We start from the raw sequence: 13,890 nt of genomic DNA, 5'->3' as shown, positions 1-13,890 counted from the left end.
ATAGTTAAAATTATCAGTTAATATAAGGATAAGAATAATGTAAGCGTTAACAAAAACACTCTCGAAAGGAGCATTACGTATGAAATTAAGTTTTAAAAATCTAACTGTTCAAGTTGTTATCGGTATCCTTCTTGGTATTGCAATTGGCTTCATGTTTCCTGAATTTGGAGCTAAATTAAAAGTATTGGCTGATATCTTCATTAAATTAATTAAGATGGTGATTGCCCCAATTATTTTCTTAACAGTGGTCATCGGTATCGGAAGCATGGGAGATTTAAAGAAAGTGGGACGAATTGGAGGTAAAGCTCTTTTATACTTTGAGATTGTCACTACTTTTGCCTTAGCAATTGGAATTATCGTTGTAAACTTTATCAAACCTGGGGCTGGCTTTAATATCAATGGTGCAAGCGGAGCTGATGTTACTCAATATACGCAGCAAGCAGCTGAAGCGGAGCATGGCTTTATGGAGTTTATCATGGGAATTATTCCAGACAGCGTATTTGGGGCAATGGCAAATGGTGAATTATTGCCAATCTTATTCTTTGCCGTACTATTTGGAATGGCTACAGCTACACTCGGCGAAAAAGCGGCTCCTGTCATTACATTCTTTGAACGCTGTACAGATATTTTCTTTGGAATTGTTAATATGATTATGAAACTTTCACCTATTGCGGCGTTTGGAGCGATGGCTTATACGATCGGTAACTTTGGAATAGGCTCTCTTCAAAAACTCGGTTTCTTAATGGGATCTGTTTACATTACTATGTTCTTATTTATTGTATTTGTACTTGGAACCATTGCTAAGATTTATGGATTTAATATTTTTAAATTCATTGCTTTTATTAAAGAAGAAATTCTACTTGTATTAGGTACGTCTTCTTCGGAATCTGCACTGCCAAAAATGATGGACAAAATGGAGAAGTACGGATGTTCAAAATCTGTGGTAGGACTTGTCATTCCAACTGGTTACTCATTTAACCTAGATGGAACAGCCATCTACTTATCCATGGCTGCTATCTTTATCGCTCAAGCGTATGGAGTCGACCTGTCGTTAATGCAAGAGATTACGCTACTTGGTATTTTAATGCTAACGTCTAAAGGAGCTGCCGGAGTTACTGGCTCTGGATTTATTACACTAGCAGCTACGCTTGCTGCATTCCCGATGATTCCAGTTGAAGGAATCGCGCTGTTAATTGGGGTAGACCGCTTTATGTCGGAAGCTCGTGCCATTACAAACTTAATTGGAAATGGTGTAGCAACTGTAGTTGTATCGAAAATGGAAAATGAATTTCATCCTCCTGTAGAGACGATACAAGACGTTAATTCCGCACCTCCATTAGCTAAGTAATAAAAAAAGAGGTTGAGACATAGCGAAATGAATCCAATCTAAAGACGAATAAATGGGATACATGAGCTGAACCGCTTATGACACCGCAGTTGATTTCCGTACAAGACTTCGCTTTCCGCGGGCGGCCGATGAGCCTCCTCGTCGCGTACGCTCCTGCGGAGTCTCATCCCTTCCGCTTTTCCCGCAGGAGTCTTCGCCTTGTCCTCCAATCAACTGCTAGAAGGATCTAAACAAAGGAAGCCTACGTTCACCACAACAAAAAAACGAACCACTAATCAAACATTTTGATTAGTGGTTCGTTTTTCACTTCATCAAATACTTTTGTCCCAACCTCTTTTTTAGGATTAATGCGTTTCTTTTTTAGAACGTCCGCTAAGTTTCCCAACAACAACAACTAAAATAGCTAACAAAATAGGAACAATCATATGCAAATGCGGATTTAATCCTTCTAATACATGTCCCACCGCTTTGTCTTTAAAAATCATTTCACCAGCAGTATAGCCAAGAAGCGCTGCTCCGGCAATGATGATAATCGGGAATTTTTCCATGATTTTCATTAAAAGCTGACTTCCCCAAATGATTAACGGAATGCTGATAACAAGACCAAGGATAATGAGTAGAATATTGCCGTTAGCCGCACCCGCAACCGCTACTACGTTATCTAAACTCATAACAAGATCCGCTATAATAATTGTTTTAATAGCACCTGCTAGAGTTGAATTCGCTTTAATATCTCCGTCATCTTCACCTTTTAAAAGACTAATCGCAATCCATAGAAGAAGCAGGCCTCCGATGAAATTTAAAAATGGGATTGTTAATAAATATACAGCGACAAACGTTAGCCCTACACGTAATACAACCGCTCCTAATGTACCGAAAACAACCGCTTTGTTTCGATGCTCGTCCGGAAGATTCCGACAAGCTAAAGCAATCACGACTGCGTTATCGCCACTCAGTACAATGTTAATCAGTAAAATTTCTAAAAGATTTAAAATAAAACTCTGATCCATAAAAAAACTCCTTGATTGATTTTTATTAGTCTATTTCTCTATCTCTTATTTCATTACTAGAAATAGAGAACTAAAACTCTATCAATATAACCCGTTCTTACCCTTTAATGAAGAGAAGTAGTTATTTCACTAACAGTATTTTATCACTAAAAAGAAATTTGAAATAGGGATTTGTAAAGGAAAAGTCAGTTCATTACAATAAATCAAACCTTATCCTTTATCTTTCATCTATTTTTCACCATCACCCTCTACTATTAGTAGCAGGAGAGCATTTATAAAAAATAGAGTAATTTTTATAAATAATACAAGCCTCCAATGCTTCTTCGTTATTTTGTAGTTTTTCGACCGCTACGACATAAGAAGGGAGAAAATAGGTATGATTTTAAAAGCGCTAAAAACAAATAAATTATTAACTATTAACTATCAAAACAACGGTTTTGTTCAAACGGTAAAAGGTTATATTCAAAACTTAAACTTACTTGAACAAACTCTTCTATTAAAAGATGAAAATCAGCATGTACGATCACTTCGCCTATCAAGTATTAAAAATATTTATTGATAAAAAAAGAAGAGATTTAGACATAACTACACCAACCCCATCTAAAGACGTACAAATTGGACAAATGATCTGGACTGCTTGTTACACCGCGGTTGATTTCCGTGCAAGACTTCGCTTTCCGCGGGCGGCCGTTGAGCCTTCTCGTCGCTTACGCTCCTGCGGGTTCTCACCTGTTCCGCTTTTCCCGCAGGAGCCTTCGCCTTGCCTTCCAATCAACCGCTAGAAGCAGCTAAATAGAGTAAATTCACGTTATCATAACCATAAAAAGATCCGAACGATTCATCGTTCGGATCTTCTTTCAATTAAATAAAATACTTTTGTCCTACCCTCTTTTTATTTAGCTCACTTTATAGCGTGCGATTACTTCTTTAATTGATTCATATACAATTTCAACCATTCTTTTTAATTCTTCGTCCGTCATTGAAAGAATAGGCATCATTGTAACCACAGGACCTAGTTCTCTAATAATTAAACCTTTTTGGCGAGCCGCTAAAATAATGTCTCCCATCACTTTTTTATCTTCAAAAACAGATTTTGTTTGGCGGTCTTTCACAACTTCGATTCCTGCCATTAATCCTCTTTGTCTAATGTCTCCCACGTTAGGCAGTTCATAAAGCTTTAATAGATAACGTTTAAAAACTTTTGCCTTTTCTTTTACACTACGGATTAACTCTCTTTCTTCTATCAGTTCAATATTTCTAAGCGCTACTGCACAGGCTAATTGATTTCCCGTATACGTATGTCCATGAAAGAAGGTTTTATTTTCATCTGGATGAGCTAAAAAAGCATTAAATATCTGTTCGGTTGTTAACGTAGCAGCAAGCGGCATATACCCTCCTGTTATTCCTTTTCCTACACACATAATATCCGGTACAACATCTTCTTGCTCACATGCAAACAGCGTTCCTGTTCGTCCAAATCCAACGGCTACTTCGTCACAAATCAGCAATATCTCGTACGCTTTGCACAAATGCTCTACTTGTTTTAAAAAACCAGGAGGATGTGTAATAATACCCGCTGCGCCTTGCACAAGCGGTTCAATAATCAAACCGGCTACTTCTTCTCCTTTGTTCTGCAAGAGCTTCTCTAACTGGTGAATACAGTAAGCTGAAGCTTGCTCTTCCGTTTCGAATCCTTCCATACGGTAAGTATAAGGAGAAGGTGTGGGAATTCGTTCAAACAGCAAAGGCTTAAAGATGCGATGAAATAAATCCATGCCTCCCACACTGACTGCCCCAATTGTATCTCCGTGATATGCCTCATTCAATGAGATAAATTTACTTTTGTTTTTGTACTTTACAGAGTCGAGATTTTGCCAATATTGATAGGCAATTTTCAACGCAATTTCGACAGCGGCGGATCCTGTATCAGAGTAGAAGACTTTCGATAAGCTGTCAGGAGTAATTTCCGCTAACTTTTTGGCTAACAAAATGGATGGAACGTTTGCGGATCCAAGCAGCGTAGAATGCGCTAATTTTTCCACTTGTATATGTAAAGCTGTATTTAATTCCGGATCATTATGTCCATGCACGTTCACCCATAGAGAAGCGTATCCATCTAAATATTTGTTTCCCTCTACATCATATAAATAGCTTCCTTCTCCTCTTTCAATAATAAGAGGATTCGATTGACGGTAAGCTTTCATTTGTGTAAACGGATGCCATACATATTCTTTATCCCATTTCTCCAGCTCAGCTTTTTGATACGGCACAGTCAAACACCTCCTGAATATGTTGAATAACACTTTTTTGCCTCATCATTTTCTCAATATATGCATCTAACTCTTCATCGATATGTGTGAATACTGGAACGGTCATTAAAGATGATATTTGAAGCAGCTTTTCAATCGTTCGAACATTATCATTATGAATGATACTGCTGTGATTAAAACGATTAAAAATGAGTCCGTTGATTTTAAGGTGATGCTCACTTGCATATGAAAAGGTAGAAAGCGCGTCGTGAATGGCTCCTAACCCCGTTGTTCCAACAGCAATAACCGGCATTTGTGCATCTATGATCAAATCTTTTGTCATATAGAATGTTGTTTCCTCCTCAATTAAAGGTACGGCAAGACCTCCCGCTCCTTCCACGAGCACTACATCAAATTTCTTTTTTAATTCATTAATGCGTTTTAAGACGATTGAAGGCTCTATTTGCTTGTTGCTCAGTGCAATAGCCAAATGAGGAGACGTCTCCGGCTTTAACTGATAAATACCCGTATCTGCTACTCCGAGCCTTGTTTCAAACCAGTGAATATCCGGATAACCTCCAATTTCGTCTTGGTAGCCGGTTTGAAATGGTTTGCAAATTGTCGTTTTTATTCCTAGACGAACAAGCACTTTATACAAAATACTTGTAACCAGGGTTTTTCCAATATCTGTTCCAGTTCCCGTAATAAAATACGCTTTGCCCATTTTCTTTTTTCTCCTTTTTTTCTATGTCTTAGTTACCCCGCTTTAACCCGCTTTGATGACAAACGACTAAATTGAGGCTGCATCCGGTGAATCAGCACTGAACATAAAATACACAATAAAAGATCTCCAGGCATTGGCAAAACAGCTCCAAAAAGAAGTGTATCACTCAGTGAAAGAGGCTTTTCAATTATCCATTTCATTGCTCCGTAAAGCCAGAAGCAACCGACTGCGTACACAATAGCTAACGTAGATAAATTAGCTGAAAAGATAGAAAAGGGTTTCTTTAAGTCATATTTTTGAATAAGATAGCCATTCATAAATGAACCTGCAGCATAGCCAATTAAATAGCCAAACGTTGGTTTGAAGATATACCCTAAACCTCCTCCTTCTGCAAAAACCGGAACACCGATTAACCCAATACCTATGTAGCATAGCTGACTATACAAGCCTAAACGCGGACCTAGCAGCGCACCGGCTAAATAAACAGGAACAATTTGAAGAGTAAACGGTATGTAGGGAATAGGAATTTTTATAAATGCACCGATCGCCGTTAAAGCTGCAAATAAGGAAACATACGCCATTGTTTTCGGTTTCATATTTACCCTCCTTTCTCTTTTCGTTGCTTTAAGTTTGCAATAATTTCTTTTTATTTGTCAACTTAATTTTATTTTAAGTTGACAAATAAGTAATAAAAAAAGACGCAAAAACCTGGGCTTTTGCGTCTTTTTGATTTTTATAAAATTACTTTTTTGTTGTCTTTAAGCTGCACTTCTTGACGGCTGATAGATAAATCAACTTTCTTTTTTACACGGGCATGATAATAAGCATAAAACAGCAGCGCTAGTGGAATACCAACATACAGTGCCATTCGCTGTTCTGCATCAAATGCCATGCTTCCCAATACGATTGTATTTAATACTAATGCGATTAAAGGTAATACCGGGTAAAGAGGGACTTTAAATTTTAAATCCTCGATTTGCCCTCCTTGATTGATATATCTTTTTCTAAATGCAAGCAGTGATGCAGCAATCGTAATCCAGCCGATTTGTGCACCTAAACCCGCTGCAGAAATGAGCCATACAAATACTGTTTCTTGAGCAAAGAATCCTGAAAGTAAAGATAAAAGCGCAATGCCTAATGTTAAAAGCAGGGCATTCATCGGCACACCGCGTTTATTTACTTTCATGAAAGCTGAACTTGCCATGTTATCTTTTGACAATGAATACAGCATACGCGTTGCTGCATAAAGACCTGAGTTAGCTACAGATAACAGTGCCGTTAGGATAACAAAGTTCATAATATCTGCTGCATATGGAATACCAATTTGGTCAAACACAACAACAAATGGACTCTCAACTACGCCTGCTTTTTCAAGCGGAATCATACCCGCTAAGACAGCTACAGCTAGTACAAAAAATACAAGCGTTCTCCATACCGTTTGTTTAATTGCTCTTGGTACAGTCTTGTCTGGGTTTTCACTTTCCCCAGCCGCTACACCAATAAGCTCCGTGCCTTGGAATGAAAAATTAACTGTAATCATGGTAATCAACACGGCACTAATTCCGTGAGGAAACACGCCGTGAGCCGTATAATTAGAGAAAAGCGGTGCGCTGTCTCCATTACTTAATGGAAGAAAACCAAACATAGCAGCTCCACCAAGCACGATAAATAAAATAATAGCTAACACTTTAATGCTGGCAAACCAAAACTCCGCTTCACCAAACGCTTTAGCTGACAGTGCATTTAATGAGAATAATAAAAGTGCAAATATAGCACACCAGATCCATACAGGAGAATCAGGAAACCATCTTTGCATGAGCTGACCTGCTGACAAAAATTCTAATGCAACCGTTACAGCCCAGCCCAACCAATATAACCATCCAAAAGCGAAACCAACACCAGGGCCAATAAATTTTGTTGTATATGTCTGAAACGAACCGGAAACTGGCATTGCTACTGCAAGTTCCCCCAAGCAAAGCATTGTTAAGTACATAATGAAGCCACCTACGATAAACGAAAGGATAGCTCCAATCGCTCCTGCTTGGCTAATCGTGTATCCTGTTCCTAAAAAGAAACCGGTACCGATAACCCCGCCGAGCGAAATCATAAACAAATGTCTGCTTTTCATCGTCTTTTTTAATTCATTTGTTTGCTGTTGTCCTTCTATCATATTAACGACATTTCCTTTCAACCTATTTATTACGAGATATTACCTAGAAAAAAATTAATAAACCTTTGTTTTCTATGCATATTTACTTACATATTTATGCGGTGTTCTCAATTTAAATGAAACAGCCTTTTGTAATCTTAACATAATGCTCACTAGATTTAAAATGTTTTTCTGCAAAAGTAAAATGAATTTTTCTTGAATAGTGTAATTTTCTTTTACTGTTGATATTCATAACCGCTTTTCTTCAAATGAATAGAGGATGCAACAAGAAAAAAGCTGTGCTTTCGAAGACGAAAGCACAGCTTTTTCACACTTTTTACCAAACAAACAATCCAACAATCATAGCACTTAATAATGAAACAGCGATACCGCTCACAAGCAGTTTCCATACGTTTTTTCCAATAATCGTTGATTTACCTTCTGATAACGTAGAATTATACGTTCCATAAATCATACCCACCGTACTGAAGTTAGCAAAAGATGTTAAGAATGTTGTAGCAACTGCAATCGTATGCGGTGGAAGTGTATCTAGATTTTTCTTCAAATCCATCATCGCGACGAATTCATTTGTTGCTAGCTTGATACCCATCAGCTGAGCTACGTACATTGCATCATGCCCCGTGAGCCCTAGTAAGAATGCGAATGGACTAAAGATATAAGAGAAAATCTTTTGTACAGTCAAGCCGTCTACGATAACGCCTAAAATACCGTTAAGCGCAGATGTAAGAGCTACATATCCAATAACCATCGCTAAAATAACAATAACCATGTTCATTCCGACTAACATACTGTTTGAAATGGTAGAGAAAAAGTCTTTTTTCTCCGACTTTGGCGGTACGTAAATCATATCTTCTTCTTTTGTAACATGAACTGGATTCAATAAGCTCACTAAAATAAGCGCGTTTAAACAGTTCAGTGGAATTGCTGTAAACACGTACGTAGCGGGAACCATCGTTAAATAAGCACCGATAATAGATCCGCTAATACTGCTCATACTCATAATTCCAAACGTAAGCAAACGGTTGTCTTTTAACACAGAAAGTTGATTACGAATAACAGCCAATGCTTCCGTGTTTCCTAAAAACATCATTTGAATAGCGAAAAAGCTTTCTAATTTAGGCAAACGAGAAACTTTCGAAATGACCCAGCCTACTTTATCGATAATCCACGTTAAAATACCAAAGTAAGATAAAATATCAAAAAATGTCACGACAAAGATGATAGGCAGTAATGCACTGAAGAAAAAGTCAACCGTTTCATTTCCCATTACGGATGGGAACGCAAAAGCAATTCCATCGTTAGCACAGGAAATTAGCCAAGTAAAGAACGAAGCAATTTTATTAATGATCCATGTTCCGATTGAAGTTCCTAACATAAACCAAGTAATGAGCACTTCAACGACCAACAGTGAAGCAATAGGACGCCACTTTATTTCTTTCTTTTTAGGAGAACATAAGAAGACGACACCCATTACTACAAAAACGCCTAATAAATTTAATAAAAAGTACATGCAAGCCACTCCCAGGTGTGTATTTGAAAACCAAAAAAAGCTCTTACTTTTCATAAATTCTGACAATAACAGAAAGTATGAAAAGTAAGAGCTTTGAAAGAAGGCTGTATCTATGATAATACGCCCTTCTTTTTGCTGCTTATATCCAAACTTTCTTGTAGTCTAGTTTTTTACGGTTACTAGGTAGAGACTATCAGACCATATTACTGATAATATACAAGATCGTAATCTTAGCTGTATTCAATTGATATGAACAAATTCTACCCTTTATTTTTTTAATAATCAACACTTTAAAAGTTTTTCGGAATAATAAAATTGGTATGAAAATTCTATTTATTTATCACTTCTTTTGAACTACTTATCCCAAAATCACACAAAAAAAGTGAATTTAATCGTTCTTTTAACTCAATTATTTTCCTATTTTTGAAGCAAAGAAATTGATTCTTTGATGAGTATGTTTAAATATCTACTTCGCTTTTCATTTAATTCCTCAAAAAAATGTTTCGTTTTTACGACTTGAGACGTAGAAAAAAATAATCCTGCTGTTCGTTGAAATTAACCGCTTTTCAATTTACACTTTATGGTAGAAGAAAACAAATTTAATTTAGGTAGAAAGCGGGTTATAACGTGAAAAAAATATTGGCTTTTATTTTAGTGATAGGTGGTACGGCAGTCCTCTTTTCTACTGCGTTTGCACCTTCCTCTTGGTCGTTAAGTTCATTCAAGACGTCCAAGTCTGAAGCAGCGTTATCAAGTGATATTCAGCATATTCAAATTGACTCTCCAAGCATTAGTACAACTGTCGTGCCGCAAGATCGTCAAGATATTAAAACAAAAGTAGAAGGGAAAGGAAAAGTAGATGTAAAGCAAAATGGAGACACCCTAGTCATCACTTATCAAAAAAGTCCTTTTCAATGGCTTTCTATTTTTTCAAACACAAAAGTGACAATCTACATTCCTAGAGATTATCACCACAACCTTGCGCTTACGGTAGGTTCTGGGGACCTTCAAGTTGCTGCACAGCCTGAGCAAGCGCTTCAGCTGAAAGATGTTTCGATTAAAGTAGGTTCTGGAAATGCAAGTATTTCAAACTTGATTAGCACCTCTCTTCGCACGGATGTCAATTCTGGAGATTTACAGCTGAGTGATGTTGAAAGCCAAACGGCTAAATTTGCTGTAGGCTCTGGGGAAATTAAAGGAACAAACTATAAAGGAAAACTTCAGGCGCGCATTGGATCTGGTGATCTTTATATGGATTTTAAAAAGCTAGAAGAGGCCGTTTCTGTAGATGTAGGATCTGGAGATGCCGTGCTGGTTCTTCCGAAAAGCGCTGGTTTTAAAGTGAATGGAAAAGTAAGCAGCGGTGATATAAACAATGACTTTAAGTTAAGCAATGCAACCGTAACAGAAGATGTATTAAAAGGAAAGCATGGAAATGGAAAATATCCTATTGATGTAGCTGTTTCAAGCGGAGAATTAACGTTAAAATCAAAATAAAACGAACACGGAAGTGTTCGTTTTATTTATGGTCTCACTGCAATATACCACGCTACTCCTACGATTGATCCTATGAATACGACTCCGTAAATAATAGATAAATTCACTATACTTTTCTTTTTAGATTTTCCGTAATCTTCATCTACTTTCTTTGCAGCACTGATCGTACCTGCAAGGGCAGCAACGCCGATAATAATGACAAGAAGCAATGCTAATTTCATTCATTCTCTCCTCCATATTTCGGTGATTGAATAAGACTGAATACCATGATGTTATTTATTTCATTTTAAGCAGCACGATTTAATCAGAATATGAAAGCGTTATATCTTCTCTTTCTATCATAAAGCTAAATTATGTAAAATCAACCATCCAATCGTGCATTATTTTCCTCCACCACTTTACATACATAAAAAATTCCCGAGCTTCACTGCTCAGGAATCTTCACCTAATAGAAATGGAATTTTAAGGTTTTAAAATGACTTTAATGCAGTTATCTTGATGATCATTAAAGATTTTGTAGGCATCAGCTGCGTCTTCTAAAGCGACTTTATGAGTAATAATTTCTTTTGGATCGAATTCTCCTTTTACAATTTGATCATACAATTTCGGCATAACCGGAATGACAAATGGTGTAAAATTTCCAAATGGCACTTTTAAATATTCGGCTTGACCTCCTGGATGATTTCCAAACTTTTCAGTATAACCGAAATAGCCGCCAGAATCGTAATGTGGATTAGAATTATCACATTGGCTCGTTAAATCATCCTTACAGTACGCACACTGTCCGCATGCTACGTTAAACGGAATAATAACGCGATCTCTTTTTTTACTTTTGTAACATCCGGTCCTACTTCTTCCACAATCCCCATTGGTTCATGACCAATAATATAACCGTGAGGCAATGGCATGCTTCCTTGATATAAATGCAGATCAGAACCACAAATAGCCGTTGACGTTATTTTAATGACAATGTCATCTTTCTTCTCTAACTTCGCATCTTCTACTTCTGCTACTTTTACCTGATTAGGCCCTTGATACGTTACCGCTCTCATTTTCACCCTCCATTTTTACAAACTTCATATTACTTAAATTTATCTAAAGGTATGTATTCTATCCGGAGAAATCAAGGAAAATAAAAAAGCAGCGCTTACGCGTCTGCTTAAATGATTATTAAAACTGAAATAAATGTTTTCCTACCAGTACATCTGCCATCTTTACAAAGCGCTTGATTTCTAATACGTCATGAACTCGAACCATTTGAACGCCTTGTGCAATCCCTGCATATACAGTAGCTGCAGTTCCTTCCATTCTTTCCGTAGGAGGAGCATCGACTATTTGCCCAATAAATCCTTTACGAGAAGTAGCAAGCAGCACAGGATAGCCCATCTTTGTCAGCTGATCTAGATGCTGAATCGCTTCTACATTATGCGCAGCCGTTTTTCCAAAGCCAACGCCTGGATCTAAAATAATTTGATCATCTCGAACTCCTGCAGCTTTTGCAATTGATATGCTTTCTTCCAAATCACTTATCATATCTGTAATCAGATTTGTATAATTGGGCTCATGGCGATTATGCATTAAAATAATAGGAACATTATAGTCAGCTGCAACTTGAGCCATTTTGGGATCAGCCTTTGCGCCCCATATATCATTAATAATATGTGCTCCTGCTTCTAGCGCATGCTTGGCCACTTCCGACTTGTATGTATCTACAGAAATCGGCACCTCTACGCGCTTAGCCACTGCAGAAATAACGGGCACAATCCGTTTAATCTCTTCTTCATCGCTAATTCTTGTATAACCAGGACGAGTTGATTCTCCCCCGATATCAATGATGTCTGCTCCTTGCTTCACCATTTCCTCAGCATGAGCAACCGCTTTATCTACATCGTAGTATTTTCCGCCATCTGAAAATGAATCCGGGTTTACGTTTAAAATCCCCATAATAAGCGTACGGTCTGCATAATTAAGTTCATACTTTCCGCATTTAATGACGGATTGAGACGTTAAAGTTGACACTATCCTCAGCCCCTTCGTAATTTGCAAATTGATGTATATTTATAAATATCATGTATTTTGAGAATGTCATACCGTTCGTAATTATATCAAAAGTCACCAGTCCTATGTGATTTTTCTTGGAGTTTCTTTCTTCTATAGTGTGAGATAAACATTAAAAGTGAATACACAGATAACATTAAAAATCTCTATCGGGCTTGTCTTTAGGGTCTTTTTTCCTCTTCTCACATCTTTTGTGAGTCTTTTCATTCAAAAAGAAAGGATTCGCATGAAAAGCGTTTAATTTATAGCAATAGTTGGGAATTTATAATTAAGCAACTTCCATTTTTATGGAATTCATTTTAAGGAGGATGACTATGACTCAACAACCGTTACAAGTCAAATTAATTCCTTATACAATTGAGTCGATTATCGACTCAACAAACGAAACGCCTAAAGGAGTAAGCTTAATTCAAGCACCTGCTATTTGGGAACAAAGCAATCAAGGAGAAGGCATTGTAATTGCAGTTATCGACACTGGTGTTGACACAAATCATCCTGACTTAAAAGATTGTATTATCGGAGGAAGAAACTTCACTTCGGATCATAACGGAGATTCTTCTGTATTTGAAGATAATAATGGGCACGGTACTCACGTGTCTGGTACCATTGCTGCTGCGCTCAACAATGAAGGGGTAGTAGGAGTGGCACCCAAAGCAAAAATTCTCAGCTTAAAAGTACTTACCAGTGAAGGATCCGGAAATTACGAATGGATTATTGACGCTATTAACTACGCCGTCGAATGGCGGGGCCCTAACAATGAACGAGCACGAGTGATTTCCATGTCACTCGGCGGACCACAGGACGTTCCAGAACTTCACGAAGCTGTTCAAAACGCTGTGAATAAAGACGTTTCTGTTGTTGTTGCAGCTGGAAATGAAGGTGATGACCGTGAAGAAACCTTTGAATATTCATATCCGGGAAGTTATAACGAAGTCATTCAAGTAGGAGCTGTAGACAGCAGCTTAAGTTTAGCTCCTTTTACCAATGTCAATGAAGAAGTAGACTTAGTCGCACCCGGAGTTAACATCATCTCTACTTTTTTAGAAGGTAAATATGCTACTCTTTCAGGAACTTCAATGGCAACTCCCCACGTGGCTGGAGCTTTAGCTCTATTGATTAACTTATGTGAGAAGGAATTTGGCCGGTCTTTAATTGAAGCTGAAATCTATGCTCAACTTGTAAAAAGGACGCTTCCTCTAGGATATCGAAAAAGCTCTGAAGGAAACGGATTTCTCATGCTCGATTTGGTAGAAAAAATACATGATATTATTAACGTAGCCCGCATCAGTCCTAGTAAGTAATAAATAAGAAAAACGAGAAATCT

The 13,890-nt window shown here is 37.5% G+C and carries 14 protein-coding genes, 1 pseudogene and 1 riboswitch; of the genes and pseudogenes, 4 read left to right on the top strand and 11 right to left on the bottom strand.

What is annotated here, in order from left to right; all coding sequences use genetic code 11:
* Positions 1 to 79 precede the first annotated feature (79 nt).
* On the top strand, positions 80 to 1,348 hold the full coding sequence (locus ACFX4N_RS18175) for a dicarboxylate/amino acid:cation symporter (RefSeq protein ID WP_013055541.1): 1,269 nt from the start codon (positions 80 to 82) through the stop codon (positions 1,346 to 1,348).
* 75 nt (positions 1,349 to 1,423) lie between these two features.
* On the opposite strand, the gene ACFX4N_RS18170 is transcribed toward ACFX4N_RS18175, so the two are convergent.
* Both ACFX4N_RS18170 and ACFX4N_RS18165 read right to left on the bottom strand, forming a co-directional pair.
* Positions 1,424 to 1,561 (bottom strand): hypothetical protein, encoded by a 138-nt coding sequence (locus ACFX4N_RS18170; RefSeq protein WP_013055540.1) that lies wholly within the window; start codon positions 1,559 to 1,561, stop codon positions 1,424 to 1,426.
* Between the two features lie 131 nt (positions 1,562 to 1,692).
* On the bottom strand, positions 1,693 to 2,358 hold the full coding sequence (locus ACFX4N_RS18165) for a TerC family protein (RefSeq protein WP_013055539.1): 666 nt from the start codon (positions 2,356 to 2,358) through the stop codon (positions 1,693 to 1,695).
* A gap of 376 nt (positions 2,359 to 2,734) precedes the next feature.
* On the opposite strand from ACFX4N_RS18165, the gene ACFX4N_RS18160 reads away from it, so the two are divergent.
* Entirely contained in the window at positions 2,735 to 2,917 is a 183-nt protein-coding gene (locus ACFX4N_RS18160; RefSeq protein WP_013081858.1) for a YolD-like family protein, read from the top strand.
* An 81-nt stretch (positions 2,918 to 2,998) separates the two neighbouring features.
* Here the strand turns inward: ACFX4N_RS18160 and ACFX4N_RS18155 are convergent, their stop codons facing one another.
* The 6 genes from ACFX4N_RS18155 to ACFX4N_RS18130 all read right to left on the bottom strand — a co-directional run bounded on the left by ACFX4N_RS18155 (position 2,999) and on the right by ACFX4N_RS18130 (position 9,011).
* Positions 2,999 to 3,133, bottom strand: coding sequence for a hypothetical protein (locus ACFX4N_RS18155; RefSeq protein ID WP_255286047.1), 135 nt, complete (start codon positions 3,131 to 3,133; stop codon positions 2,999 to 3,001).
* Positions 3,134 to 3,254: 121 nt separating this feature from the next.
* Positions 3,255 to 4,628, bottom strand: coding sequence for an adenosylmethionine--8-amino-7-oxononanoate transaminase (gene bioA / locus ACFX4N_RS18150; protein ID WP_057274360.1), 1,374 nt, complete (start codon positions 4,626 to 4,628; stop codon positions 3,255 to 3,257).
* The gene (gene bioD / locus ACFX4N_RS18145) at positions 4,609 to 5,331 is read right to left on the bottom strand and encodes a dethiobiotin synthase (RefSeq protein WP_057274359.1); all 723 of its coding nucleotides are present in this window, start codon (positions 5,329 to 5,331) and stop codon (positions 4,609 to 4,611) included. Before bioD ends, bioA begins: the two co-directional genes overlap by 20 nt.
* Before the next feature lie 32 nt (positions 5,332 to 5,363).
* Positions 5,364 to 5,927, bottom strand: coding sequence for a biotin transporter BioY (locus tag ACFX4N_RS18140; protein ID WP_057274358.1), 564 nt, complete (start codon positions 5,925 to 5,927; stop codon positions 5,364 to 5,366).
* A 137-nt stretch (positions 5,928 to 6,064) separates the two neighbouring features.
* Positions 6,065 to 7,501 carry an amino acid permease gene (locus ACFX4N_RS18135; RefSeq protein ID WP_057274357.1) on the bottom strand — a complete coding sequence of 479 codons (1,437 nt, stop codon included), beginning with the start codon at positions 7,499 to 7,501 and terminating at the stop codon, positions 6,065 to 6,067.
* A 316-nt stretch (positions 7,502 to 7,817) separates the two neighbouring features.
* Positions 7,818 to 9,011, bottom strand: coding sequence for a NupC/NupG family nucleoside CNT transporter (locus ACFX4N_RS18130; protein WP_013055534.1), 1,194 nt, complete (start codon positions 9,009 to 9,011; stop codon positions 7,818 to 7,820).
* 138 nt (positions 9,012 to 9,149) lie between these two features.
* Positions 9,150 to 9,251, bottom strand: a riboswitch (purine riboswitch).
* Positions 9,252 to 9,638: 387 nt separating this feature from the next.
* On the opposite strand from ACFX4N_RS18130, the gene liaG reads away from it, so the two are divergent.
* Complete coding sequence (gene liaG / locus ACFX4N_RS18125; RefSeq protein WP_029324831.1) at positions 9,639 to 10,508, top strand: LiaG family protein; 870 nt, start codon at positions 9,639 to 9,641, stop codon at positions 10,506 to 10,508.
* Positions 10,509 to 10,534: 26 nt separating this feature from the next.
* Here liaG and ACFX4N_RS18120 read toward each other — a convergent pair whose 3' ends face one another.
* From ACFX4N_RS18120 to folP, 3 genes and pseudogenes are all read right to left on the bottom strand, one after another.
* Complete coding sequence (locus ACFX4N_RS18120; protein WP_013055532.1) at positions 10,535 to 10,729, bottom strand: hypothetical protein; 195 nt, start codon at positions 10,727 to 10,729, stop codon at positions 10,535 to 10,537.
* A gap of 370 nt (positions 10,730 to 11,099) precedes the next feature.
* A pseudogene (locus ACFX4N_RS18115) lies at positions 11,100 to 11,560 on the bottom strand (alcohol dehydrogenase catalytic domain-containing protein); the annotation flags it as partial.
* A gap of 118 nt (positions 11,561 to 11,678) precedes the next feature.
* The gene (gene folP / locus ACFX4N_RS18110; RefSeq protein WP_082611874.1) at positions 11,679 to 12,527 is read right to left on the bottom strand and encodes a dihydropteroate synthase; all 849 of its coding nucleotides are present in this window, start codon (positions 12,525 to 12,527) and stop codon (positions 11,679 to 11,681) included.
* Positions 12,528 to 12,880: 353 nt separating this feature from the next.
* Between folP and ACFX4N_RS18105 the strand changes: the two genes are divergently transcribed.
* Positions 12,881 to 13,867: a S8 family peptidase gene (locus ACFX4N_RS18105; RefSeq protein WP_013055529.1), complete on the top strand. Its 987-nt coding sequence runs from the start codon at positions 12,881 to 12,883 to the stop codon at positions 13,865 to 13,867.
* Positions 13,868 to 13,890 lie beyond the last annotated feature (23 nt).

The organism is Priestia sp. YIM B13551, assembly GCF_042787905.1.
Taxonomy (GTDB): Bacteria; Bacillota; Bacilli; order Bacillales; family Bacillaceae_H; genus Priestia.
Note: the sequence above shows the minus strand (reverse complement) of the source record. Positions and strands in the feature narration are given on the sequence as shown.